At 48.8% G+C, this 21,932-nt stretch carries 19 protein-coding genes and 1 pseudogene; 5 read left to right on the top strand and 15 right to left on the bottom strand.

Annotated features, from left to right (window positions below; genetic code table 11):
* Positions 1-39: 39 nt before the first annotated feature.
* From VIM87_RS10290 to VIM87_RS10270, 6 genes are all read right to left on the bottom strand, one after another.
* Entirely contained in the window at positions 40-1,122 is a 1,083-nt protein-coding gene (locus VIM87_RS10290; protein WP_331996911.1) for a porin, read from the bottom strand.
* 131 nt (positions 1,123-1,253) lie between these two features.
* On the bottom strand, positions 1,254-1,817 hold the full coding sequence (locus tag VIM87_RS10285; protein WP_331996910.1) for a K(+)-transporting ATPase subunit C: 564 nt from the start codon (positions 1,815-1,817) through the stop codon (positions 1,254-1,256).
* An 18-nt stretch (positions 1,818-1,835) separates the two neighbouring features.
* A complete protein-coding gene (gene kdpB, locus VIM87_RS10280; protein WP_331996909.1) occupies positions 1,836-3,884 on the bottom strand; it encodes a potassium-transporting ATPase subunit KdpB in 2,049 nt (682 codons plus the stop codon).
* 19 nt (positions 3,885-3,903) lie between these two features.
* Positions 3,904-5,619: a potassium-transporting ATPase subunit KdpA gene (kdpA, locus tag VIM87_RS10275; RefSeq protein ID WP_331996908.1), complete on the bottom strand. Its 1,716-nt coding sequence runs from the start codon at positions 5,617-5,619 to the stop codon at positions 3,904-3,906.
* Positions 5,620-5,642: 23 nt separating this feature from the next.
* A complete protein-coding gene (locus VIM87_RS31400) occupies positions 5,643-5,720 on the bottom strand; it encodes a potassium-transporting ATPase subunit F (RefSeq protein ID WP_414649618.1) in 78 nt (25 codons plus the stop codon).
* Between the two features lie 112 nt (positions 5,721-5,832).
* Positions 5,833-6,192, bottom strand: a complete 360-nt coding sequence (locus VIM87_RS10270) for a DUF7674 family protein (protein WP_331996907.1) — start codon at positions 6,190-6,192, stop codon at positions 5,833-5,835.
* 393 nt (positions 6,193-6,585) lie between these two features.
* Between VIM87_RS10270 and VIM87_RS10265 the strand changes: the two genes are divergently transcribed.
* Complete coding sequence (locus VIM87_RS10265; RefSeq protein WP_331996906.1) at positions 6,586-7,488, top strand: hypothetical protein; 903 nt, start codon at positions 6,586-6,588, stop codon at positions 7,486-7,488.
* Between the two features lie 10 nt (positions 7,489-7,498).
* Complete coding sequence (locus VIM87_RS10260) at positions 7,499-8,035, top strand: metalloprotease family protein (RefSeq protein WP_331996905.1); 537 nt, start codon at positions 7,499-7,501, stop codon at positions 8,033-8,035.
* A gap of 6 nt (positions 8,036-8,041) precedes the next feature.
* On the opposite strand, the gene VIM87_RS10255 is transcribed toward VIM87_RS10260, so the two are convergent.
* From VIM87_RS10255 to gcvT, 7 genes are all read right to left on the bottom strand, one after another.
* A complete protein-coding gene (locus VIM87_RS10255) occupies positions 8,042-8,389 on the bottom strand; it encodes a DUF86 domain-containing protein (protein WP_331996904.1) in 348 nt (115 codons plus the stop codon).
* Positions 8,379-8,672, bottom strand: a complete 294-nt coding sequence (locus VIM87_RS10250; RefSeq protein WP_331996903.1) for a nucleotidyltransferase family protein — start codon at positions 8,670-8,672, stop codon at positions 8,379-8,381. Before VIM87_RS10250 ends, VIM87_RS10255 begins: the two co-directional genes overlap by 11 nt.
* A 31-nt stretch (positions 8,673-8,703) precedes the next feature.
* The gene (locus VIM87_RS10245; protein WP_331996902.1) at positions 8,704-12,438 is read right to left on the bottom strand and encodes a DEAD/DEAH box helicase; all 3,735 of its coding nucleotides are present in this window, start codon (positions 12,436-12,438) and stop codon (positions 8,704-8,706) included.
* Between the two features lie 316 nt (positions 12,439-12,754).
* Positions 12,755-13,546, bottom strand: a complete 792-nt coding sequence (locus tag VIM87_RS10240; RefSeq protein ID WP_331996901.1) for an MBL fold metallo-hydrolase — start codon at positions 13,544-13,546, stop codon at positions 12,755-12,757.
* A 69-nt stretch (positions 13,547-13,615) separates the two neighbouring features.
* Positions 13,616-14,341 (bottom strand): 2-phosphosulfolactate phosphatase, encoded by a 726-nt coding sequence (locus VIM87_RS10235; RefSeq protein WP_331996900.1) that lies wholly within the window; start codon positions 14,339-14,341, stop codon positions 13,616-13,618.
* 119 nt (positions 14,342-14,460) lie between these two features.
* Entirely contained in the window at positions 14,461-14,895 is a 435-nt protein-coding gene (locus tag VIM87_RS10230; RefSeq protein WP_331996899.1) for an SRPBCC family protein, read from the bottom strand.
* Positions 14,896-15,069: 174 nt separating this feature from the next.
* Positions 15,070-16,167, bottom strand: a complete 1,098-nt coding sequence (gene gcvT / locus VIM87_RS10225) for a glycine cleavage system aminomethyltransferase GcvT (protein ID WP_349257569.1) — start codon at positions 16,165-16,167, stop codon at positions 15,070-15,072.
* 445 nt (positions 16,168-16,612) lie between these two features.
* Between gcvT and VIM87_RS10220 the strand changes: the two genes are divergently transcribed.
* The 3 genes from VIM87_RS10220 to VIM87_RS10210 are packed head-to-tail and all read left to right on the top strand — an operon-like array spanning position 16,613 to position 20,107.
* A complete protein-coding gene (locus VIM87_RS10220; protein ID WP_331996898.1) occupies positions 16,613-18,232 on the top strand; it encodes a M28 family peptidase in 1,620 nt (539 codons plus the stop codon).
* Positions 18,233-18,235: 3 nt separating this feature from the next.
* Positions 18,236-18,634: a hypothetical protein gene (locus tag VIM87_RS10215; protein WP_217604785.1), complete on the top strand. Its 399-nt coding sequence runs from the start codon at positions 18,236-18,238 to the stop codon at positions 18,632-18,634.
* A 60-nt stretch (positions 18,635-18,694) separates the two neighbouring features.
* On the top strand, positions 18,695-20,107 hold the full coding sequence (locus VIM87_RS10210) for a nicotinate phosphoribosyltransferase (protein ID WP_331996897.1): 1,413 nt from the start codon (positions 18,695-18,697) through the stop codon (positions 20,105-20,107).
* Positions 20,108-20,197: 90 nt separating this feature from the next.
* Here VIM87_RS10210 and VIM87_RS10205 read toward each other — a convergent pair whose 3' ends face one another.
* Both VIM87_RS10205 and VIM87_RS10200 read right to left on the bottom strand, forming a co-directional pair.
* Positions 20,198-20,827, bottom strand: coding sequence for a helix-turn-helix domain-containing protein (locus VIM87_RS10205; protein ID WP_331996896.1), 630 nt, complete (start codon positions 20,825-20,827; stop codon positions 20,198-20,200).
* A gap of 644 nt (positions 20,828-21,471) precedes the next feature.
* Positions 21,472-21,932, bottom strand: a pseudogene (locus VIM87_RS10200) (pyridoxal phosphate-dependent aminotransferase); the annotation flags it as partial.

The raw sequence follows: 21,932 nt of genomic DNA, 5'->3' as shown, positions 1-21,932 counted from the left end.
TGTACCGAATGTTCTTTGTCTGTCATAACAGGTATGTGGTTAAAACCAGAAAGATAGTGAGGTGGTTACCGATGCATTTCCGGTCTTCAGCTCATCATCCTTTACAAATATGGCGTCTTTGCTGTCGTAATATTTTCCCTCGATCCTGAACAGCACATTATCCATAGGCTTTACATCCAGGTTCAGGGAGTAGCCGGTGGTTTGAAAACCATTGGCAGTACCCGTGCTAATAATAACGCCGTGCTTATCATTATAATGTTCTACACGGCCGGCCAGGGCCACTTTATCCGTAAGCGCATACCGGGCTATAAGAATAGGGCTGTACCAGGTATTCATCTTACTGCTGCCTTTTGCGGCCTGCTCCAAACCATAGTCAATACCTGCTACCAGCGTACATTTATCTCCTATGCTAAAGGTACCGTAAAGGTCATTAAAATACCGCATTTGCCGGGCGCTGTCTGGTTTATCATTGCCAATAAATGTACTGTAGTTCAGCGCTACCTTATCATTGGGTTTAAAGGTTACCTGGGTGCCAAAGGCGGGTGTTTGATTTCCGTTCACCCGCTGAATGCGCTGCCAGCCGTTCAGGTACATGGCAGCCAGGGTCCATTGTTCGCTGGGGTTCCAGGTTATTTTAACGCCGGCTTCATAATAGGGCGTATTATCAGCCATAATACTGCGGGTAAGGGTATAGCAATCTTTTCCAATGGCGCTTTCAAACCCAATATGGGAGGGCATTATGCCGGCATCAACCCAAAGCCCTTTCCCGATGCGCAGGCCTGCATTTGCCTCGTACACATGCCGCAGCAGCTCCGGTTCTGCGGCCATGTTGTATTGCGCATAGGTACCGGCCATAATAGCAATATTACCCCGTACCCTGTCGGATGTATAGTTGGCTTTCACAAAGCCCAGGTTCAGGTTCACCTCATTATGCCGGTTGTAGCTATAGATAAATCCTGGCTTCAAATGATTGCCCGGGTTATTGAAATCATAACTGTAATAAACTTCTGCATAACCGGAAAAGGTAAGTTTTCCGGGTTCCTTTGCGGCTATGCTGTCTTGTGAAAATACGCGTGTAGCCGTAATAGTAAGCATGGCTGCACTGATTAAAAGTTGCTTCATAAAATATTGTTGGAGAAATGGTTGTTGCTGAAATAGCGCCCCACTGCCCTTTCAGCAGCGGAGCGCGGGGAACGTACTTAACGGTTTTTAAATCTTCATAGGATATGAAATACTAAAAAAGATGATCTTAATTACTGCATATCGTCCAAAGCTATGTTGAGCTGCAGCACATTCACCTTAGACGGCCCTAACAACCCCAGTAAAGGCCCTTTTGTATTTTGTTTCACCAGCGCTTTAATGCGCTCCGGCGCCACACCGCGTGCTTTGGCAATACGGGGGATCTGTATTTCCACTGCTGCAGGGGAAAGATCAGGATCCAGGCCGCTGCCGGATGCGGTAACCAGCTCTGCTGGTATGTCTCCTTTATTCACACCGGGGTTATGCGCCAGGAAAGTATCAATCCTTTCCTGCACTGTTTTCAGGTAATCCGGGTTAGAGGGGCCTTTGTTGGAACCTGCGGAACCGGCGGCATTATAATCCACCGCTGAGGGGCGCGACCAGCAATATTTATCTTCAGTAAATTTCTGGCCAATGTTGGCGTAGCCTACTACTTTTCCTTTATGCATTACCGTTACACCATCGCCCTTACCGGGCGCCATTTTAGCCACAGCGGCAATAAGCAGCGGGAACAGGCCTGCCAGCACCACTATCAGCACCAGGGTCAATCTTACGGCAGGAAAAATATATCGTTTCATGTTGGTTGTTGTTAAGTGTTAAAAGAACATACTAATGAACAGGTCTATGAGCTTAATACCAATAAACGGTACTATTACCCCGCCCACACCATAAATAAGCAGGTTCCTGCGCAACAGCGCGCTGGCGCCAATGGGCTTGTAAGCCACGCCTCTTAATGCCAGCGGAATAAGCAGGGGAATAATAATGGCGTTGAATATCACCGCGCTCAGGATAGCTGATTCAGGGCTGTGCAGGCGCATGATATTAATGCCCTGCAGGGCAGGAATAGAGGCAATGAACAGCGCCGGCACAATGGCAAAGTATTTAGCCACATCATTGGCAATGGAAAAGGTGGTGAGCGTGCCGCGCGTCATGAGCAGCTGCTTGCCTATTTCCACGATCTCGATCAGCTTGGTGGGATCATTATCCAGGTCCACCATGTTACCGGCTTCTTTTGCAGCCTGTGTACCGCTGTTCATGGCCACGCCAACATCCGCCTGGGCCAGGGCCGGCGCATCGTTGGTGCCATCGCCCATCATAGCTACCAGGCGGCCTTCGGTCTGCTCTTTTTTAATGTAGGCCATTTTGTCCTCCGGTTTGGCTTCTGCAATAAAATCATCCACCCCGGCTTTGGTAGCAATGTATTTGGCCGTTAAAGGATTATCGCCCGTAACCATTACTGTTTTTACGCCCATCTTACGCAGGCGCTCAAACCGTTCCTGTATGCCGGGTTTAATAATATCCTGTAATTCTATTACGCCCTGTACCTGGCTGTTAAGGGCCACCACCAGGGGCGTACCGCCATCTTTGGCAATAGCTTTTACCTTCTCCAGCGTTTCGGCCGGTACGCTATGGCCGGCATTAGCCGCCAGCTTTTGCATTGCATCAGACGCGCCTTTGCGGATGCGGGTACCGTCTGACAGGTCAATACCGCTGCTGCGGGTTTCGGCCGTGAACTTTACCAGCGTAGCGCCATTTACGGACAGCTTGCTTACCACTTCCTTACCGGCCAGCTCCACAATGGACTTGCCTTCCGGCGTTTCGTCGGACAGGGAGCTGATGGCGCAGAGCTTTACAAATTCTTCTTTGGATACGCCGTTAGCCGCATAAAAATTAGTGGCCTTACGGTTACCAATAGTGATGGTGCCGGTCTTATCCAACAGCAGCACATCTACGTCGCCGGCTGTTTCCACTGCCTTACCTGATTTGGTAATTACATTGGCGCGCAGGGCACGGTCCATACCCGCAATACCAATCGCTGAAAGCAAACCGCCAATGGTAGTGGGTATCAGGCATACAAACAAAGAGATGAAGGCCGCAATGGTAATGGGCGTTTGCGCATAATCGGCAAACGGTTTTAAGGTTACGCATACAATAATGAACACCAGTGTAAAGCTGGCCAGCAATATGGTCAGCGCTATTTCATTCGGCGTTTTCTGACGGCTGGCGCCTTCTACCAGGGCAATCATCTTATCTAAAAAAGATTCGCCGGGTTCTGTGCTTACCTGCACTTTAATACGGTCGCTCAATACTTTGGTACCGCCTACCACGCTCGACTTATCGCCCCCGGCTTCCCTTATCACCGGCGCACTTTCACCGGTAATAGCCGATTCATCTATGCTGGCCAGACCTTCAATGATCTCCCCATCGGCCGGTATAATATCGCCCGGCTCACACAGGAATACATCTCCTTTACGCAGCTGTGCGGATGATATTACCTGCACTTCATTCATAAATACTTCACCTATGGTGCGTATCAGCTTGGCAGGTGTTTCCTCGCGGGTTTTACGCAGGCTCTCTGCCTGGGCTTTACCGCGGGCTTCTGCAATGGCTTCCGCAAAGTTGGCAAACAAAACGGTGAGCAGCAGCACCAGGAACACCAGCCCATTATAGGCTACGCTGCCCTGGTCTGTATGTTTGGTGATGATGGCATACAACGTAACGATCAGCATTACTATGGTGCCTAATTCAACGGTGAACATCACCGGGTTCTTTATCATTAACCGGGGGTTCAGCTTTATAAAGGATTGCTGTAAGCTTTCCTTCACCAGCTCCCGCGGAAAAAGTCTGTTATCTTTATTTTTCATTTGTTATAGCTATTGTTCATTAATGCATGGAAAAATATTCTGCTATAGGACCCAGCGCCAGCGCGGGGAAGTACGACAGCGCATTAATGATGATGATCACCGCAAAGGTCATTACCCCAAAAGTGAGCGAATCTGTTTTTAAGGTGCCTGCAGCTGCGGGTATGAATTTTTTGTTGGCCATTAAGCCTGCAATGGCTACCGGCCCAATGATGGGCAGAAAGCGGCCCAGGATCAGGATAAAGCCCGTGCTCACATTCCAGAAAATATTATTATCGCCCAACCCTTCAAACCCGGAGCCATTATTGGCATTGGAAGATGTGTATTCATACAGCATTTCAGAAAAACCATGGTAACCCGGGTTATTTAACCAGGCGGATGGCTTCACTGCCCAGTCAGCATCCGGATGATGCGCCAGGATAAAGGATGATAACGCTGTACCGGCCAGTATCAGGAAAGGTGATAACAGGGTAATGAGCGCGGCTATTTTTATTTCACGCGCTTCCAGCTTATGGCCCATGAACTCCGGCGTACGGCCTACCATAAGGCCCGATATAAACACGGCTATAATAATGTAGATGTAATAGTTCAGGAAGCCTACCCCGCAGCCGCCGTAAAAGCTGTTCACCATCATGCCCAGCAGCTGCATTAATCCGCTGAGCGGCATGGTGCTGTCGTGCATAGCATTTACAGAACCGGTGGAGATAATGGTGGTGACGATGCTCCAATACGCCGATCCCGCAGGACCAAACCGTACTTCTTTACCTTCCATGGCTCCTGTAGGCTGCGCTATGCCCATGTGCGCAATAGCGGGACTGCCATGTATTTCCGTAATGATGGTTGGTATCACTAAACAGAGCATGCCCAATGTCATGATGCCGAAAACCACATACGCAAACTTTTTTCGGTTTATGAAAAAGCCCAGCGCAAAGATCATGGCTATGGGCAGCACTACCTGCGCTACCATTTCCGTGATGTAGGTAATATAGTTAGGGTTTTCCAGCGGGTGTGCTGAGTTAGCGCCAAACCAGCCACCACCATTGGTGCCCAGGTGTTTAATGGCTATCATACCGGCAGCAGGGCCGCGGGATACATTTACCGTATCGCCCTGCAGGCTTACATAAGTGTCTTTCCCTTTGTAGCTGGCAGGGGTGCCATTAAAGGCCAGTATAATGGCAATAACAATGGATAGCGGTAATAAAATGCGGGTAATGGTTTTTACAAAAAAGTCCCAGAAGTTACCCAGCTTACTGGTGGTTTTATCTTTTAACGCTTTTAATACTACTATCAGTGAAGCTATACCAGTGGCGGCGCTTACAAAGTGCAGGAACTCCAGCACAAACAGCTGGGTAAAATAAGTTACCCCGCTTTCACCCGAATAGTGCTGCAGGTTACAGTTCACCACAAAGCTAATGGCGGTGTTAAAGGCCAGGTCTGGTGTTTGGCCGGGATTACCGTCCGGGTTCAGGGGCAGCTTGTCCTGGAACAGCAATGCAAAGAATGCGTATACAAACCATACCAGGTTAATGGTGAGCAGCGCTTTCAGGTGCTGCTTCCAGTTCATTTCCTCTTTAGGATTAATGCCGGATAGTTTGTAGAACAGGCGTTCCAGCGGCGCCATAAAATCTGACCAGGTTCTTTCTCCCTTAAATACTTTGGCAATGTATTTTCCTAAAGGCCAGGCCAGTAGTAGTGTGAGTGCATAGGTGATAATTACGCCTAAAATTTCTGTTGTCATCTTTTTTCTTTTGGCTTGTTTGTTTAAAACTTTTCGGGTTTCAGCAATACATAGATCATGTACAGGAACACCCCTATGGCCAGGATAAATAATGCGTTCATCATAGTTTTTAGCTGTTATATGCGGTCGAAATAATCAATAGATCGGAAGAACAATACAAAACAGGCCAGGCCTGCGAGTAATAAGAGAATGGTAAGCATAATGATGTATATTTTAATTAGTGGTACCGTGCTGGATCTGCTGGATCCTTATCTGCTGCAGCGTAACGGGCAGCAATGCTTTTAGCGGCTGGTTATTGCAGGCGGTATCCAGCAGGGGCGATAACCCGTACAGGTATACACTTTCAATTGCATTGCGCAGCAGGCTGCTGCCGTTGCGGTATAACACCGCCGCTATGGTGAAACATTTCCGGGCTTCATTCAATCGCCCGCCACGGATCATGCGCCGGGTGTAGTCTGTAAATACATGGATCACTTCATACACCGGGCCGCTGAGCCGGAACTGCCACATTACGTAGCTGAGACCCGGGATCTGGTGACTGATCAGCTGAGAAATTTTTGTGTCTGGTAACATATAGGTTTGTGATTGTTACGGGCAGGTAAAAGCTATTGGAATGCCAGTGTTGGCATGCAGGGAGTGAAAGGATGGGTAAGCAATTGATAGTCAATTACAAAATCGGGAGTAAGGTTTTGGGCAGATGAAAAAGCAGGTTACAGAACCATGCAGAAACGGAAGGGTGATTGCAGAAAATGCAATGATAGTGGGATAACACATTTGTATTTTTATTATATCTTGATACCCCAATTCAAGAGTACCTATGGAAGTAAATGACAACATTCCTGCGCAGGGGACGGCGGGGAATGATGGCTGCCAGAAATGCGGCATCCCATCCTATGAAGAAGGTTAAAGATAAGACTGTGCGCCCCCTGCCGCCGCGAGCTAAGCCGTTATCCCATTAAGAAAGAAGTGCTATGGGCAGCCCTGGGCGTGGGTTTGCTGGTATTAGTGTCCCTGGCCAAGTTTCCAAAATCTTTTACGGCAGGCCTCAATTATGAGCGGGCATTAAAGCTGGAGGAGCAGCATAAATATGTAAGTGCAGAAACTGCGCTGCGGCAAACACTAAAGGACTACCCTGAATACATGAAAGGCGCCTGCCATTACATGATCGCGGCTTTTTACAATAACCACCTGGAAGCGGTAGACAGTGCGCTGAAGCGCTGGGGCGGCACCTCTGTTACTGATAAGGATGATAATGAGCTGGTTGAACAGGTGAACGGGGTATTGGATGGCATTAAACATTACCATTTCGAAGACACTGCTTTTAGCTCACAATACACCCGGTTGCTGGATGATACCGTAGCCCGCCGGGCCGCCCTGGAAAAGTATCTGCAACAACACCCGAAGGATAACCTGGCCGGCTACCTGCTGGCCGATATATATTTTGATGCGCGGCAATACACTGCTACCGACAGCCTTTGTGAAGGCATATTAGCAGATGCACCGGAGTTTCAAATGCCCTATAGCCTGCTGGCAGCGGCTTGCCGGGAACAAAAGCAATATGAAAGGGCTGCAAAGGTCTGTAACCGCTGGCTGCAATTGAACGCAGAATCAGTATATGCATATGCATCGCTGGTAAAAATACTGCTGAAACAAAAACTGGATAAACAGGCACTGGAAAAAGCGCTGTACGCCTACGGCCTGGAACCTGATAACTCAAATATTATGCAGCAGCTTGTACTGGCCTATCATTTCAACAAGCAAACCAAAGAGCGCGATGCGCTGCTGGCGCGGTTAAAACACAATACAGATACCAGCGGGCTTGGTAACCTGCAAGGGGTGATTGCCGGCACTATTACTTACAGAGATTAATGTATTCAATATGTTCTTTGTTCCAGGTATTATAATTACGATCGTTACTTTTCCGGGTGTGGTAGTTCATGAGCTGGCGCACCAGCTATTTTGCCGTTTGTGCGGGGTAGCCGTGTTTGAAGTAAAATATTTTCAGGCCGCTAACCCGGCCGGTTATGTGATCCATGAACCGGTACGCAATCCCGTACACCAGCTTTGGATAGGCATAGGCCCTTTTATAGTGAATACTTTGCTGGCAGCTATTATTGCTTTCCCAGCAGCCATACCGGTTATGAAATTCAGCAGCGGCAACCCGCTGGATTATTTTTTACTGTACCTGTCTATTTCTATTGGTATGCATGCTTTTCCCAGCACCGGCGATGCACAAACCCTGTGGAATACGCTGTGGCATGGGGATGATACGCCGAAATGGCTGAAGGTGGTAACAGTGCCGGTGGTAGGCATTATCTATGCCGGCGCGCTGGGCTCCTTTTTCTGGCTGGATCTGTTGTACGGAATAGGTGTTTCCCTGGGACTGCCGGTGTTGCTGATAAAATTGATGGCGTAGGGTTATTTACGGCAATTGTGCCAATATCTCCTGAACCCTGGTTTTTAAAACAGGCAGGTCATCAATGATCACCTGCCATATCAGCTGCGCATCTATGCCAAAGTATTCATGCACCAGGATATGCCGCAGGCCAATGATCTGGCGCCATTCAATATCAGAGAACTGTTCGCGCGTAGGCACTGTAACCAGGTTAGCAGCTTCGCCAATAATTTCAATTTGTTTTATGGATGCGAAACGCATCATAGAGTTGGCAATAAAATCAGGGAAAGTTTGGTTGGCGGTATAATTCTCTATTTCTGTTATAGCTTCCAGTATATGCAACAATCGTTGCTTATCGCCTAAACTACCTTTCATAGATCAATTGCTTATCTGCATTGATGAAAGGCAATAAATGCTGCGATACTGCCTGGTTGGATACCAGGTCAACCTGGCGGTGCAGCTTATCTTCCAAATCCAGCTTCATTTTTACAAAGCCTAAGCCAATATGTGTAGTATAATCCAGCTCCACCAATATATCCAGGTCACTTTTAGCATCTGCTTCATTCCTGGCATAGGATCCAAAAATGAAAGCTTTCTTCACAGGTTTATCTGCAAAGTACTGCCGGATGACTTGAATATCTTGCTGGCTGAGCTTCATACATCAAATTTAAGGCTTTTTCCTGAGCGATCTAACTGAACAAATACAGCACATCCTCCTTCGACAGCTTCTTAATAAAGCCGGTATCATCGGCAATAATATCTTTTACCAAAGATTTCTTGCGCTCCTGCAGCTGTAAGATCTTTTCCTCCACCGTATCCTTACAGATCATGCGGTAGGCAAAAATGTTCTTGGTTTGGCCAATACGGTGGGTACGGTCAATGGCCTGCTGCTCTACAGCGGGATTCCACCAGGGGTCTACAATATATACATAGTCGGCAGCGGTAAGGTTCAAACCTACACCACCGGCTTTCAGGGAGATCAGGAATACACGGCACTCCTCATTATTCTGGAAGTTCTGGATAGCCCGCTCCCTTTCCATGGTGCTGGTGCTGCCGTCAAAATATTCAAACGGAATTTTAAGGTGCTGCAGGCGGTCTTTAATAAGCGCCAGCATACCCAGGAACTGGGAAAACACCAGCACTTTGTGGTTGCTGATATTCTCAGACATTTCCCTTGTAAGCTCATGCAGCTTTACAGAGTGGTTGGGATACTGCTCTGATTCATTCAGGATAGCCGGTGAATCGCAGATCTGGCGCAGCTTCATCAGGCCCTGTAAAATGGTAAGCTGGGAGCGTTCCATACCCTGGTCTTCTATCACCCCTAAGATCTTGGAGCGGTAGGTATTGCGGTAAGCATCGTAAATATGACGCTGCTCCGCATCCATTTCGCAGAAGATCACGGTTTCTATTTTCTCCGGCAGCTCTTTAGCCACCTGCTCTTTGGTGCGGCGTAATATGAATGGATAAATGAGCTTACGCAAATGATCTTTACGCTCCTCATCCTGGAACTTATCAATAGGCGTGGCAAATTCATTCCTGAAAAAGTCTACACTTCCCAGCATGCCGGGGTTCAGGAAGTTCATCTGCGCATAAATATCAAAAGTATTGTTCTGCATAGGCGTACCGCTCAGCGCCAGGCGATTCCTGGTATGCAGCAGCTGCGCCGCTTTGGTAACCTTGCTCTGCGGGTTCTTAATGGCCTGGGATTCATCCAGGATCACATAATCGAACTCCATTTTCATGAGCAGCTGCACATCGCTGCGCAGGGTACCGTAAGTGGTGATGATAATATCTACCTTCTGCAGCTCTTCGGGATTCTTCATGCGCGTAGGCCCATGATGAATATGGTAACGCATTTCAGGAGTGAACTTCTTGATCTCGTTCTCCCAGTTATAGATCAGCGTAGTAGGACATACCACCAGCGCCAAACACTTATCGTTATGGGTGTTCTTGTAATGCTGTACAAACGTAAGCGCCTGGATGGTTTTACCCAAACCCATGTCATCGGCTAAAATACCGCCCCACTTCACTTCATCCAGGTAGTTCAACCACTGGAAGCCGCTTTCCTGGTAAGGACGCAGATTGGCGTTCAGGTTATGCGGCAGGGAAACATTGCGGATCTCATCAAACTGTAACAGCTTTTTACGCTTCTGCTCCAGCTCTATAACAATAGCCTCATCATCAATAAACTCAAACAGCTCATCAATAACGCTGAAGTTGTATTTGCTGAGCTTAAGCCCTTTATCTTTTTCCTCGCCGATCTTAAACAGCAGGGAGTATTTACGCAGCCATTCCTCCGGCAGCAGGCCCAGGGAGCCATCTGCCAGCTGCACATAGTTCTGCTTATTGGCCAGCGCATGTTTGATATCCTTAATGCTTACACGCTGATCGCCATACAGCACCTCTATCTGCGCATCAAACCAGTCAATGCCGGAGCTGATCTGCAGATTGGTGACCGGCTTATGGGAATTGAACTTGAAGTTGCGCAGGCCATCAAAGCCAAACACACGTACATTCATTTCCTTCAGCGCATCAAAGAACAGGAAGAACCAGTTGTTCTTCAGCGCTTCTTTGGAGCGCAGGTAAAAGTAGTTGTTGTTGCTGGGCTGACTGAAATTGGTGTGCAGCGCCCGGATGCTTTCTACAAACTGCTCTTCCGCGGCTTTGTTCCGGTGAATAATGAGCACCTTGTTGCCTTCCTGCACTGTGATACGGGTTTCATCATTCCACTCCACCTCATGCCCATGGTAGGCAAAGCCGGGTTGAATAATAAAGGTTTCGCCCATCTCTTTCAGGTACACGCGGCTTTCCGGTAAAATATCATCTACCTCAGCCAGCAGGGAAGCATCAAACTGTATATCATATTGCCGGCTTAAGGGCAACAGGTAATCTTTTAAATAAGTAGGCCATTCGGTTACGGGTATACGTAAGCGGCCGGTGTTGCGGAACAGCTCTACATGCAGCGCATCCTGCGGATTTTCAAACAGGTGCAGCATACCCTTGTAAAGGAACAGCAGCGGGCTTTCCCACTCATTATCCGTTACATTCACCAACTCACCCTCTATATTCACATAACAGGTGATCTCCACTTCCTTTTCGCCGGTATGGGTTTTAAACACGGGCAACAGGCGGCCGCCGGCTAATGCAATGGGCTGCAGGTTACGTGTTTTAAACTGCTGCCGGTTGGGTAGCAGGAACAGCAGGCCATGTTCTGCCATTTGCGGAAACAGCTTGGCCAGCTTGGGATGCATGTATTCCAGCATCAGCTCCTTGGTTTCCGTAGGCAGCTCTTCCGAATTATCGTGGGTAATATTTTCCCAGATGCCTGCAAAGGGCGAGTTCTTGCTCAGGTATTTACTTACCTCGCCTGACTGCAGCTTACGCACGGGCGAGATCAGCTCGCGGTCATGCTCTTTATACTGGTAAAAATCAATGTATTTGGTCAGGTCCAGCTTGTTCACCAGCGATACAAAACCATTCTGCTCCTCATTCACTTCCCCGCTCACCAGGTCTATCCGGAAAAAGGGATACAGGGGTTCATTGGCATTAAACACCACGCCTACACGCTGTGTAACCACAATGTCGGGCGGAGGTGGTGGCGGCGCCTGCTGTGCCCGGCCGGCCACAGGAGCTTCTACCCGCTTAATGCTGGGGTCCAGCACACGCAGGAAGGGCTTGCCCTCCATGTAGGAGAAAGCAAACTTACCATCCAGGTTATCTGTAAGGGAATAGCCGTAAATGGCCAGCAGCTTGTTTTTTTCCTTATCCCAGTTGCGCAGGGTATCAAAATAAAAGGGGCCGTTGGCATTCAGCAATTGCAGGAACAGGGCCGTTTTGTGCTTACACAGGGGATGTTCCGATTCATCGCAAATGCAATGGGTATCAAAGTTGCGCTCCTCATTCCGCTGTATAATAAGCGGATATTCCTGCCCGTCCAGCTTCAGCAAAGCTTCCACCTTTTCATCTTTGGCGCTGCGGATCTGGATCTTATGATGTTTCAGTATTTTTTCCGCCTCTGCATAGATCTCCGGGGAGGTGAGCAGCCTGATAGATTTGAGGTCGATAGACTTCATTTTTATCAGCGTATGCTGCTGATTGTAATGCGTTTCAAAACTATCAAAGTGGTTCTTGTCCAGCATTTCCTGCAGCTGGAACAGGGCTGCAGCCTCGTGCCGGCAAATATCCCCCAGGTTATAGGGGCACTGGCAGCGTACCGACATATTGCCGGTATCGTGGTATTTGGCGATGGTAACTTTGTAGTAGTTGGCGTGCGTATCGCTCTTTACCCGGAAAGCGGCTGATTTCAGCACGGGATCGGCCTCCAGCAGCTCTACCCCGCCTGTAGAGAATATACGTTTCCCCCTGCGGATCACCTCATCGGTGCCGTTATTATAAACGTATTTTAATAACTGGGGTAGTGACATATATTCCAGGCTTTATAAAGACTAAAATCTTTAGCAATTCATAAAAAGGCAATCCACAAAAGTAAGCAGAATTTTTGGAATGTAAGAGGTTCGGTCCATGGTCGATGGTCCATAGTCCATGGAATGTAGCGTGGTGAAGGTCTGACCGTGGTAGGTAATAATAGCGGTGTAGTGTATTGTGGCAGGATGGTACAGTATTTACCATCGCTGGTGCGTTAAAATTTCATGAAAACTTTACGACCAACATGCCTAACCATGTTACACTTCATGCGCGTACAAGGCTATGGACTATGGACCATCGACCATGGACCATCGACTATTCGTATATCCGTAAATACCGCTCAATGGAAAATGCAACGGCCTGCTGCCCGTTGGCGGCAATCACCCGGCCAAAAGCGCCGTACAGCGCATCATATTTCAATGGTTTAACGGCTGCCTGGATCTGCAGAATATCTCTCTTAGGGAGTGGGATCAGGTTGGGATAGCTATACATGAAGGACACCGTTCTCAGATCCGGGGATACCTGGATCACATCCCCCACCAGCAACACGCCTTTACCGTCATGCCCGGCCGGCCAGTGCAGGATGTTAGCGCCGGGAAAATGCCCGCCGCAAAGCACCAGCTCAATATTATCCCATAAAGGCAGCAGGGGGCCTTCCCACAATCGAATTACCGGGTCCCTGCGGCCCAGCCACTGCGCATCCAGGGCATGTACGTACACCGGAGCATTATTAAAGGCCTGGCTCCACTCCACGATCGTAGAAAAATAATGCGGGTGCGAGAGGGCAATCGCTTTAATACCACCCAGCTGCTGAATAAGATCTATAGTAGAGGCGTCGAGGTTAGTGATACAATCCCAGAGAATATTGCCGCCGGGGGTAATGAGCAGGTATGCCCGCTGGCCAATGGCAAAGGCCGGCGTAGTGTGAATAGCGTACAGGTTGGGCGCTACTTTTTCAATGATGTTGCGGTGCCCGCGGGTTACCTGTTCCAGCGTAGTCCACGACTGGCCGCCGGGATTTACATACTGGCGGTCATCTTCACATACCGGGCAATGTGCCGGCGTACCTTCGTATTGAATACCACAGGTGGAACAGATGGCGTACATGGTTAATTACGAATTAGTCATTACGAATTACGAATTAAAATGCAGCGGATCAAGACCGTAGAATGTTAATTACCCCACCACCAGCTCTCCGTCCTTCAGCAGCGGCAGCACATTAGCGCCATCCGGGGTAAGGCAGTAGCGGATGTCTTTTTCCAGCCCGTAGCGTGACAGGCGCTGGAAATGGGAGGCCTGGCGCATGAAGCCGAAAATATCGTCTTTAGCGGTGTTATACAGGGTTTCTGCCGCCAGGGCAGAATCGCAGTTCACGTTAAAATGCTGCTTAATGCGGTGCACCACCGCCCCGGCAAACAGGGTATCTTCCATATTCACACGGTCTTTCCAGGCCGCGCAGCCCAGGATCACATTTTTACCCTGTGCTACCAGGTAATCACATACCGCAGAAAGGTTCGGGAACGATCCGGTAATGATCTGGATGGCATCCTTTGCCATGTGCAGCAGCTTGGTGCCATTGGTGGTGGTTAACACCAGGATCTTACCTTCTATAAAATCACGCGGGTATTCAAAGGGGGAGTTACCATAAGCCAGTCCTTCGGCAATTTTACCATCCCGCTCACCGGCAGTAATGGCGCCCAGCTGGCGGCCTATGTTCACACATTCTTCTACAGAGGCTACCGGTATTATTTTGGCAGCGCCGTTATATAATGCTGTACAGATAGTAGAGGTAGCCCTTAACACATCAATGATCACAACAATACTGTTCTTCACATCATACAAATGTAATAAGGCCGGCGACAGGCATACTTCGAGCGAGGGGCCACCATTCGGTTCATTCATTTCCACGTCTTTTTAAAAATTAATAATTAAGAATGAATAATTAATAATCGTAGTACATGTAGTGCAGTGAAATGCATTATTTGCGCAGTACTTATTAATTCTTAATTATTCATTATTAATTAATCCAGGATCACCCGCCACTTCTCCGTTTCCGCATAATCTTTTATTACGCGGTTACGCTGCTGTAGCAGGCGGCTCATATATTTTTTAAGATAAAATTTAGTGAACAGCTGCCCCAGCTTTCCGTAAGGCACTTCAAAATCCATAATATCTATAGCTACCGTAGCATTTTCAATTGCTTTAAAATGGTGTTCATGGCGCATGTACTTAAAATCGCCCTGCTCCATTTCATCGCAAAAATACTCCGGGCTGCGCATGCCGGTAGTGCGGGTGGTAAGCACCCGGTTCTTACCTAAATGGCGCGCACGCCAGGTCACTGTTTCATTATTTTCTATTAACCCGTTCAGGCGGCCTTTAATGGCCTCTTCCTGTAAATGGGCCATGCTGCGTTTGTGCAGGGTAATACTCCGGCTCAGGTCAAAAACCCTTTCCATAGGAGCATAAATGACTGTGGTCAGATGAATAGTAGGCATAGAATGATATGGTGTGAAAACGTTTAGCGCTCAGCTGTCAAAACCCCGTGGCTGCAGCTAAGATAATGGCCCGCAGGCACATTTTTCAATCTTTTATCAAAAGCTAAACGCTCAATGCCAACCGCTAATTGTTGCCTACCCCAAAAACGGCACCTTTACCACTTTGGCTTTGAGCTGTTTGTCACGCACAGCAATAAAGATCTCGCTTCCCAGTGCTGCGTAGGGCGTTTTTACATATCCCAGTCCAATGGCCTTTTGCAGGGAGGGCGACTGTGTACCGGAGGTTACCCGGCCTATTACTTCGCCTGCTGCATTCCTGATCTCGTAATCATGACGGGGAATCCCCTTGTCTATCATTTCAAAACCTACCAGCTTTTGCGTAACCCCGGCGGCTTTTGTTTTTTCAATAATGTCGCGGGCGGTAAAGTCCTTGGTGAACTTGGTGATCCAGCCCAGGCCTGCCTCCAGCGGGGAAGTACGGTCATCAATATCGTTGCCGTACAGGCAAAAACCCATTTCCAGGCGCAGGGTATCACGGGCGCCTAAGCCTATCGGTTTCAATCCCTTAGGACCGCCGGTAGCAAAAAGGGCATCCCATATTTTTTCAGCAGCGCCGTCCTTATCTTCAAAATAGATCTCTATGCCGCCTGCGCCGGTATAACCTGTAGCGCTTATCAGCACATTGGGTACTCCCGCAAAGGCGCCTTTGGCAAAAGTGTAATATTTCAGGTTTATAATATCAATATCTGTGAGCGGCTGCAGCATGCCGGTGGCATTGGGCCCCTGTATGGCCAGCAGGCAGGTTTTATCGGAAATGTTGTGCATTTCCACCCCTTTGGTATTGTGCCGGCTGATCCAGTTCCAGTCTTTCTCAATATTGCTGGCATTTACCACCAGCATGTACACTTTATTTTCTTCTATGCAATATACCAGCAGGTCGTCTACAATCCCCCCTTCTGCATTCGGTAAACAGCTGTACTGGGCTTTGCCCGCGGTTAATTTGGAAGCATCGTTGCTGGTAACCCGTTGAATAAGGTCCAGCGCATCGGGCCCTTTTAACATAAACTCGCCCATGTGGCTTACATCAAACACACCGGCATTGGTGCGTACGGCCTGGTGCTCATCATTAATACCAGTGTAGGAAACCGGCATGTTATAACCTGCAAAAGGAACCATTTTGGCCCCCAGCGCCACATGTTTTGGGGTAAAAGGCGTGTTTTTGATCTCAGACATCTTGTTGGTTGTTTGGGTATGATTGGTTTTTAACGCGGCAAAAATAGGTTGAAAATCCAAATTTGGTGTAATAATTGCAATTTCTGTGAATTACGAATTATTCAATTACGAATTACGACCCCGCTTTGGGCGGGGCATGAGCACCATTGAAAAATAGATATGAATGCGAATAATTAAGTAGTTCGTAGTGAAGTGGTTCAACTTTTGGACTTTGATATAAACTTTTATTTATTGCACTTGTAATCTCCGGGATTACTTCAATCTTAAAGTCCCTTATTTATCGTCCCATATAAAAATTATAGCATATGCTACGTTTAATAAACAGTATTCAATCGCGGCATTCAATTGGTAATTGAATAATTCGTAATTGGATCTGTCCTGGTCAGTGGTAAAATCTTCAGCAATACAAAACATCGTAAGTCTGAAAAAGTAAATCCTTTTAACTGTGAAACGAACTACCTGGTTTCTCTCTTTATCCTTACTGGCCACCATATCATCACAGGCCCAGAAGAAAGCCGACCGGAAAACCCTGGGCAATTTACAGGCACATGTGAGCTACCTGGCCAGCGACCAGCTGGAAGGCCGCAGAACCGGCACCCCCGGAGAACAATTAGCCGCCACTTATATTGCCGGCCAAATGAAAGCGGATGGCTTAATACCCAAAGGCGACAGCGGCTACCTGCAAACCTTTATTGTGCGGGAGGGCCGGGAAGTTGCCGGTACCACCCGGCTTACCATTAATAAAGAAAACTTTACCGCCGGGGAACAGTTTGTGCCCCTGCCTTTTAGCGCGGAAAAAACCGCTAAGGGCGATGTGCTGCCCCAGGTAAAAGAGCCGGATAATATATGGCTTATAGATGTGCAGGACCTGGAGCTGAACCCGCATGCCTCCCCGCTGGAGGAGTACCGCAAAAAAGCGCTGGAAGCTGCCAGGAACGGCGCTAACGGCGTTATTTTCTTTAACTCTAAAGATAACCTGGCAACGGCCCGGCAATGGCTGGATGAAAATGCCAAAAAGCTAAGCATCCCGGCGCTGTGGGTGAATGATGTGATCAGCAAAAAGCTGAAAAGCGATGAAGCCGACGGTTTCCAGATAAGCCTGCAGGTAGCTTTTAAACAAACCAAACGTACCGGCACTAACGTGATCGGCTATATTGATAACGATGCGCTTAAAACAATTGTAATAGGCGCACACTTTGACCACCTGGGCTATGGGGAGGATCATAACTCCCTGAACACGGGTGAAAAGGCCATTCACAACGGGGCCGATGATAATGCCAGTGGTACAGCCGCCCTGCTGGAGCTGGGCCGCCTGCTGAAAAGCGGCCGTTTTAAAAGCAATAACTTCATGCTGGTAGCCTTTTCAGGTGAAGAGCTGGGGCTGTTCGGCTCCAGGTATTTTACCAGCCACACGCCCGTACCCATGGAGCAGCTGAACTACATGATCAACCTAGATATGGTAGGCCGCCTGGATGCGGCCAGAGGTTTGCAGATAGGCGGGGTGGGCACCTCGCCGGCCTGGGGCCCGCTGCTGCAGCAGGTGCCGGCAGAGGGGATGAAGCTTACCTATGATTCCAGCGGCGTAGGCCCCTCGGACCATACCTCTTTTTACCGCGCCAAAGTACCGGTATTGTTCTTTTTTACCGGCTCGCATGCCGACTATCACAAGCCTACGGATGATGCAGATAAGATCAATTACAACGGGGAGCTTACCGTTATAAAATATATTTACCAGGTAATTGAAAGAACAGAAAAGCAGGAGAAGCTGGCCTTTACCCCCACCAAAGAGCCGCAGATGAGCACTGCCCGTTTTTCGGTAACGCTGGGTATTATGCCGGATTATACGTATAATAACGGCGGCGTTCGGGTAGATGGGGTGTCGGACAACAGGCCCGCACAAAAAGCAGGGCTGCTGGCGGGAGATGTGATCGTGCAGCTGGGCAAGCAAAATATTACTAACCTGGAAGCCTATATGCAGGCGCTGGGTACGTTCAAAAAAGGGGATACCACTACCGTGGTCGTTAAACGGGGTAACAAGCAACAGCAATTTAAAATACAGTTCTAAACCATGCGATATTTCTTATTGTCCATTCTGCTGCTGGCAGCCTGTAACAGTGGCGGCCGTAATGAGCAGAACACAGATAGCTATGACCTGATCACGCAAAAAGTATATGTGCTGCGCCAGGTAAAACCGGCTGCAGGCGACACTACCGCTGCCGCTGCACAGCAAAAACAGCAGGAGCTGATCAGCTACCTGGAACAGCACCAGTTCACCCGCCACGTGGCCGCTAAGGATAGCCTGCTTTTCAGGCGCAGCAACGGACAGGAAGTAATTATTGAATTGCCCGTACCCCAGGATGCCTGGGAGGCGCAGACCCTCATTGTATTTGATCCGCAAAAGAACCCGCTGTTTGTTAATTTGCATAAAGGGACGGAACAGATCGATGAATACATTAAAACGAAATAGAAGTAAGCAGCAGGATCATTCGCTGCGATCATCTTACTTCAGACCTCATACATCATAATTATGCCCGAGAACCTCATCCTGCTGGCAGACGCCTATAAATACTCGCATCACAAGCTGTACCTGCCTGGTACGGAGTATATATACTCTTACCTGGAAAGCAGGGGCGGCAAGTTTGATAGCACGGTGTTCTACGGCCTGCAGTATTATCTGAAAACTTACCTGCAGGGCATTGTGTTCACCAAAGAAAAGATCAATGAGGCAGAGGCCCTGCTGCAGGAAGTGTTTGGACGGGATGATGTGTTTGACCGCCGTCGGTTTGAATACATTGTACATACCCATGGCGGGCACCTGCCCGTGCGTATCAGGGCAGTGCCGGAGGGCACCGTAGTGCCGGTGCGCAATGTGCTGATGACCATTGAGAATACAGACCCAGCCTGCTTTTGGCTTACCAACTTCCTGGAAACCCTGCTGATGCAGGTATGGTATCCCTGCACGGTGGCCACCCTTTCCCGGGAAATAAAACAGATCATAAAACAGTATTATAACGCTACGGCCAGCGCCGCCTCCTTTGCGGGAATAGACCTGGTGCTGAATGATTTTGGCTTCCGGGGCGCCAGCTCTGTGGAAAGTGCAGGCCTGGGCGGCAGCGCCCACCTGGTGAACTTTTCCGGCAGCGACACCCTGCCGGCTTCCATTTTTGCAAAACGGTATTACGGCGCGCAGCAGGCCCCGGGCATTTCCATCCCCGCCACAGAACACTCTATAGTAACCCTGCTGGGTGAAAAAGGGGAGGAAGCTATTTTTAAGCATGTGCTGGATACCTTTCCTACCGGGGTAATAGCCTGCGTATCCGATTCCTACAATATTTTCCGCGCCTGTGAGCAGTATTGGGGCCAGGATCTGAAGCAGCAGGTGCTGCAGCGGGAGGGCACCCTGGTCATACGCCCCGATAGCGGCGACCCGGTGCGTACGCTGCTGCAGGTATTTGAGATCCTTTTTAAGCAATTCGGCTTCACCACCAATGAAAAAGGCTACAAGGTATTGCCCCCGCAGGTACGTGTAATACAGGGCGATGGCATCAGCCTTTCTTCCATCGGCAATATTTATGCGGCCCTTCAGCAGGCCGGTATTAGTGCAGAGAACCTGGCCCTGGGCATGGGCGGAGCTTTGCTGCAGCGTGTAAACCGCGATACGCAGGAGTTTGCCCTTAAATGCTCCTATGCTATGGTGAACGGAAAAGATATTGATGTACAAAAGAACCCCGTGGAGCTGAATGCAGAGGGGCAGCTGCGCACTTCCTTTAAACATTCCAAAGCCGGGCGTTTAAAGCTGGTAAAGGAAAATGGAGAATACCGCACCTTAACGCTGCAGGAGGCGCCTGCCCTGGCCGATCAGCTGGAAACCGTTTTTGAGAACGGCCACATTGTAAAGGAATATTCCTTTGCTGAGATCCGGGCCAGGGCCGGGCAATGATCTTAACCTCTATAAAAAAGGAAAGCCGGGATATGATTATTCCGGCCATTTACCTAAACCTACAACTGTTACACTGTTAGTAACTGTTAATTACTCTAAGCTGAAAGACGGCGCCGATGCCGTTACCAGGTACCGGCCGGCCAGCTTGCGCCCTTCAGGGGTAGCAATACCCATAATATAGTTAAAGGTGATCTCCTGCATCACCTGGTGCATATCAAATTGTTCGGGAGGATACTGGGCCTGGTCAAAAGCAGCATCCAGCTGCAGCTGCCGCATACGGGCCATAATATCCAGCTTCAGGTAGGGGTGGTACAGGCCTTCTTCTATGCCCCTTTCCAGGTTCTCACGAATGCCCTGTAATACATTATCCCTTCTGAAATCTTCTACCGCCTGCCCTACTTCGGGGTGGTATTTGCGTACCTCGTGCATCATTACCGGGTTCATGGTACGGGCCAGCACTTCCAGTATGTGCGCGGTTTGCAGCTGTTCTGCAATCGCATTCTCTGCCTGCCGGCGGCCATGGTCCAGCTGCTGCTGCAAGCCATCCAGCACCGTTTGCACACCGCTTTTTACCAGTGCTTCCTTATCCGCAAAATGCTCATACACTGTTTTTTTGGAAACGCCGCACTCCTTGGCAATATCAAACATGGTTACACTTTTGATACCGTAGGTCCTGAATAACCGAAGCGCCGTTTCCAATATCCGTTCCTGCAAGGTCATACGTTTCGTCTTTAGAATTGAATGCCTGTTGTTTGTAGCAGATCCTGCCTTTTTATCCTTTCTTTCTAATTTTCGACTATTTCCGTTTTCGGGTCAAAAGTACGGGTAATTTCCTTATTTGGTAAGTAGAGTTGACCAATTAACAGTACCGTGACAAATGATCGTTGAAACAGATAAGGTGAATGGGGAGAAAGCAGGTGGTTGAAAGAGTGGATCAGGGCTTTTCAGTAGAAATGTGACAAATGGGTTGAATGGTCATATGAACCACAATCCATGGCCGCTGCCGTGGACTCTTTTGTGATTATGAACACATTGCTCCAGGATGGTGAAAGTAAGGCGGAAAGCGGAATCAGGCCGTTAAGCAGGAGATTGGAAATAAGGATTGAAATTTAAGGATGATGGCAATGAGGCGGAGCGATAAAATGGGGTGGGAAAAGATGTAGGGTTTTATGTAGGGGGGTAGAGTGTCACTAGGGTTGCATACGGGAAACGGGGCCTTTTTAGGAGGGAAGCATACCAGTTGCACCCGAATAGAACAGGTATTGAACAGCAATAAAAAAGGCGGCCTTTTACAGACCGCCTTTTCTTATAGTAAGCTAACCCAATGTGAAGCAAAGGCTCCTTTCCGGTTAGCCAGGGAAATATTATTTCAGCTTTTCCAGCGCTACTTTCAGCTGCTGCAGCATAGCCGGTATCTCTTCTTTTACGCAGGTACCTACGCTCAGGCGGTACCAGGAGGAATCCCTGGAAGAGCCAAACGCATAGAACGGCACTACCGCCAGCTTAGCCTCGTCCAGTATGTAAGAGGTAACAGCTGCCTGGTCGGCCAGTACGGCGCCATCAGCCTTCTTCTTACCCTTCAGGTCCAGGCGTATGGTGAGGTAAATGGCAGCCTGCGGCGCAATACAATCCACCGAGTGGCCTGCTTTCTTCAGCGCAGCAAAACCTTCATAGATCTTAACCAGCCTTTCTTCTACCTCACCTTTAAAGTGCTGCAGGTATTTATTTACAGCTTCTTTCTGACCCAGGTATTTGGCGGCAGCCTTTTGTTCTGCCATCGGGCTCCAGGCGCCTACGTGGGAAAGAATGGATTTCATTTTACCAA

The organism is Chitinophaga sp., assembly GCF_036569125.1.
Lineage (GTDB): Bacteria > Bacteroidota > Bacteroidia > Chitinophagales > Chitinophagaceae > Chitinophaga.
Note: the sequence above shows the minus strand (reverse complement) of the source record. Positions and strands in the feature narration are given on the sequence as shown.